Annotated in this window: 4 protein-coding genes; all 4 read right to left on the reverse strand. The window is 70.5% G+C overall.

The genetic code is table 11. The features are described from left to right. Positions 1 to 703, reverse strand: a 703-nt coding sequence (aroC, locus tag PKH97_RS14980; protein ID WP_324388381.1) for a chorismate synthase, incomplete at its 3' end; no start/stop codon positions are given. A gap of 82 nt (positions 704 to 785) precedes the next feature. Continuing rightward, a complete protein-coding gene (locus PKH97_RS14985; protein WP_324388383.1) occupies positions 786 to 1,847 on the reverse strand; it encodes a shikimate dehydrogenase in 1,062 nt (353 codons plus the stop codon). An 18-nt stretch (positions 1,848 to 1,865) separates the two neighbouring features. Continuing rightward, positions 1,866 to 3,011, reverse strand: a complete 1,146-nt coding sequence (gene mltG, locus PKH97_RS14990) for an endolytic transglycosylase MltG (protein ID WP_324388384.1) — start codon at positions 3,009 to 3,011, stop codon at positions 1,866 to 1,868. After that, positions 3,008 to 3,517, reverse strand: a complete 510-nt coding sequence (gene ruvX, locus PKH97_RS14995; RefSeq protein ID WP_324388386.1) for a Holliday junction resolvase RuvX — start codon at positions 3,515 to 3,517, stop codon at positions 3,008 to 3,010. The genes mltG and ruvX overlap by 4 nt, the downstream gene beginning before the upstream one ends. Between the last annotated feature and the right edge of the window lie 120 nt (positions 3,518 to 3,637).

Genomic DNA, 3,637 nt, shown 5'->3' on the forward strand with positions numbered 1-3,637 from the left:
CCTCGACGATCCCGCCGAGCGTGTCGCCATCCTTCTTCGCCGCCTCGACTTCGGCGATCATCGCGGCGGAGCCGGCCGCGTCCAGCGTGCGCACCGGGTCTGCGTCCAGCGCGTCGACGTCATCGGGGGTCGGCAGCGCCGCATCCGGGCCGACCGAGGCCGTCCCGATAGAGATCGTGTGGCTCACGAGGCGGATGCCGTATGCCTGAGCCAACAGCTGAGCGGCCACCTCGCCGAGCGCGACCCGCGCCGCCGTCTCGCGGGCCGAGGCCCGCTCGAGGATCGGGCGGGCATCCTCGAAGCCGTATTTCTGCATCCCCACCAGGTCCGCGTGTCCCGGCCGCGGCCGGGTCAACGGCCGGTTGCGCCCGATCTCCTGGGGAGCGTTGACGTCACCGGACGCGGCATACGCCTCATCGCTGACCGGGTCCGCGGCCATCACGGTCTGCCACTTCGGCCACTCACTGTTGCCGATCATGATCGCGACCGGCGAACCGATCGTCAGCCCGTGCCGGACGCCCCCGAGGAAGGTCACGACATCCTGCTCGAACGCCATCCGGGCACCCCGGCCGAAACCGAGCCGCCGGCGCGCCAGGGCGCCCTGCACGTCGGTCGTGGTCACTTCGATCCCCGCCGGGAAGCCCTCGATCGTCGCCACGAGCGCCTGCCCGTGCGACTCACCCGCGGTCAGCCAACGCACCATGTGCGGAATCCTCGCACGCGCCCCCGACAGCCTCCGCCTTCGTCCATGCGCACCGACGGAACCAACCGCCCAGGGGCGCGCCTCAATCTCCCAGGGCCGCCCGGCGGGACAGTTCGGCCCACCCTTCCTTCAGCAGCACCCCCGCGTCGGGCCGGAACCCGGTCATCAATTGCACCTGCTCGACCGCCTGATGCACGAGCATGTCGAGGCCGCTGACCACCTCAGCCCCCACCGCCTCCGCCGCCCGCGCCAGGGGCGTCGGCCAACCCGCATAGACCACGTCCAGCACCACGACCCCGCCGCCCGGGCCGCAACCCCGAACGCAGCCCGGACCAGTCCCGCTCCCCCGCAGCACCTCCGCCGCCCCCAGCGCACCCGCCACCGGGAGCGTCGAGACCACGAGCCCCGCAGCCACCCCAGGCCACCCCGCCAAATCCCTGACCGTCAACTCGACATCGAGCCCCCCCGCCAGCTCCCCCAGCGACGCCCACGCCTTCTCCGGATTCCGCGCGCACACAGTCACCCGGCGGCACCCCAACTCCCGCAACGCGATCAGCGCAGACCGCGCTGTCGCCCCCGCCCCAAGGATCACCCCGCTCGGAGAATCCGCGGCTCCAGAGTTCGCGCGCCAGGAGGCCACCCTGTTGTGCGATGCGTTGGGTGCGAAAGGTGAGGAGTCAGGAAAGTGGCGGGGCGAGGCGGAAGCAGAGGGGCAGTCGCGACCCGAGCGTCGCTCTGCGACCGAGGGTCGTGTCTCCTGCCCCGGCGCTTCTGCCTCGTCCCGCCACCGCACGCTCAAACTCGTGGCACCCCCGAGGGCCGCCACGATCCCCGCGATATCGGTGTTGTCGGCGTCCCAACCGCCGTCGGCGCGCCGGACCAGCGTGTTGATCGCGCCCGCCAACCGCGCGCGTTCCGACACGAGGGACGCTACGGTGAACGCCACCTGCTTCAGCGGCATCGTCAGCGAGAGTCCGCGCACGTCCGCGCCCAACCCGGCCACGAAGGCCGGGAAGCCGGCCTCGTCGACGTCAGCCGCGTCATACGTCCAGTCGGTCAACCCCAGCGACGCATAGGCCGCGCGGTGCAGGACCGGCGAGAGCGAGTGCCGGATCGGCGATCCGAGGACGAAGGCCCGCGGCACGAGGTCAGTCCCGAGGGGTCAGCCGAAGCACTTGGCTTCGGGGTGCTTCTTGCACCAGGCGACGAACTCCTCGGAATTCTTCACCTGCTCCTCCAGAGTCACCGCGAACTTCGTCTCGCCCGTCGAGGGGTTGACGGTCACGAAGTAGAACCACGGCCCGTCGGCCGGATGCGCGACGGCGTCGATGGAGTCGCGGCCCGGATTCGAGATCGGGCCGGGCGGCAGGCCCTTGTGGATCTTGGTGTTGTAGGGATTCGACGCGTCGGCCCGCTCGGCCTCGGTCGGCGCGACGGCACGCCGCTTGGCGCCGTAGGATACGGTGGCGTCGGAGTCCAGGCGGCCGACGGTGCCGGCGGTGGGCTGCTCGAGGCGGTTGATGAAGACGCGGGCGACCTTGCGCCGGTCATTGCTCGACCCGGCCTCGGACTCGACGATGGAGGCCAGGATCATCGTCTTCTCCCAGTCGGCCTCGTCGATCTTCTCGCCCTTCATCACCTCGACAGCCTTGGCCACCATCAGCTTCAGTTGCTGCTCGGCGGTCGCTTTGGGCGGGAACTCGTAGGTCGCGGGGAAGAGCCAGCCCTCGACATTGCCCTTCGCGGCGGCCGGGAGCCCGAGAGCCTTGACGTCCTTGGCTGCGGACTCATAGTCCTTGACAGGCACCTCTGTCGCCTTAGACAACCGCTTGTAGATCTCGCTCGCCCACAGCCCCTCAGGGATGGTCACGCGGGGATTGGTGCGGTGCTTGGGGTCGGCCAGCCACTTCAGGGCGTCTATGGCCTTCATCTGCTCTTTCAGCGTGTAGCTGCCCGGCTGAATCGCCTGCGCGAGTCGTGGGCTGTCGCTGGAGGCCTTCACGAACGCGGACGTCGTCTTGATGACGTCGGCACGCACCAGGGTCGAGGCGATCTGGCGCCCGCTGTCGCCTTCGTTGACGACGATGTCGGCCTCGCCGCTGCCTGGGCCGGGATAGTCCTCCGAGGCGGTGAACTTCGCGATCGCCGGCTTGGCGATCCGGTAGACGCCGTAGCCACCGCCGATGACGACGGCGAGCGAGATCAACAGCGCGGTGAGGGACTGGAAGGTCCGCCGCGGTGGCTTGGGCCGGGCGGCCTCGGCCGACCCGCCACCACCGAAGATCTCCTGATCGAGACGCTGCGTCACTGCGCGCTGCCCTTTCGTCGCGGCTTACGCCGTGGCTTGGTCGCCGGGCTGCCGGCGGGTGCGCCGGTGGCCCGTTCCTGATCCAACGCTGTCTGCAGGATGAGCACCGCAGCCGCCTGGTCGACGACCCGCCGCTGCGCCCGGCCCGAGACCCCACTGGATCGCAGGTTGCGATGTGCGTCCACGGTCGTCAGCCGCTCGTCGATCAGGCGGACCGGCACCGGTGCACACACATTGGCAACCACGAGAGCATAACTGCGCGCACCGACAGTGGCCGCGCCATCCACGCCGTCGAGTGAGCGCGGCAAGCCGACGACCACCTCGATGACCTGGTGCTCGGCGACCAACCGCGCCACCTCGGCGATATCGGCCGGTATGCCGTGGCTCACCTCGGGTGCCCGCGACACGGTCACGAGTGGGTAGGCGAGGATGCCGTCGGGATCGCACGCCGCGATCCCGACCCGCACGCTGCCGACGTCGATCCCGAGACGGGCCCCGCGCCGCATACGTCAGCGGCTCCCGAGGGCCGCCTCGACGGCCGCGAGCGCGGCCGGGATGGCTGTGACGTCCTGCCCGCCACCCTGGGCGAGATCGTCCTTGCCACCGCCGCCACCGCCGAGGACGCC

The sequence above is a fragment of the Nostocoides sp. genome (assembly GCF_035343835.1).
Lineage (GTDB): Bacteria > Actinomycetota > Actinomycetes > Actinomycetales > Dermatophilaceae > Nostocoides_A > Nostocoides_A vanveenii.

Coding starts and splice junctions, on each gene's coding strand:
- ruvX (WP_324388386.1), bottom strand. CDS start 3,517: ATGCGGCGCGGGGCCCGTCTCGGGATCGACGTCGGCAGCGTGCGGGTC.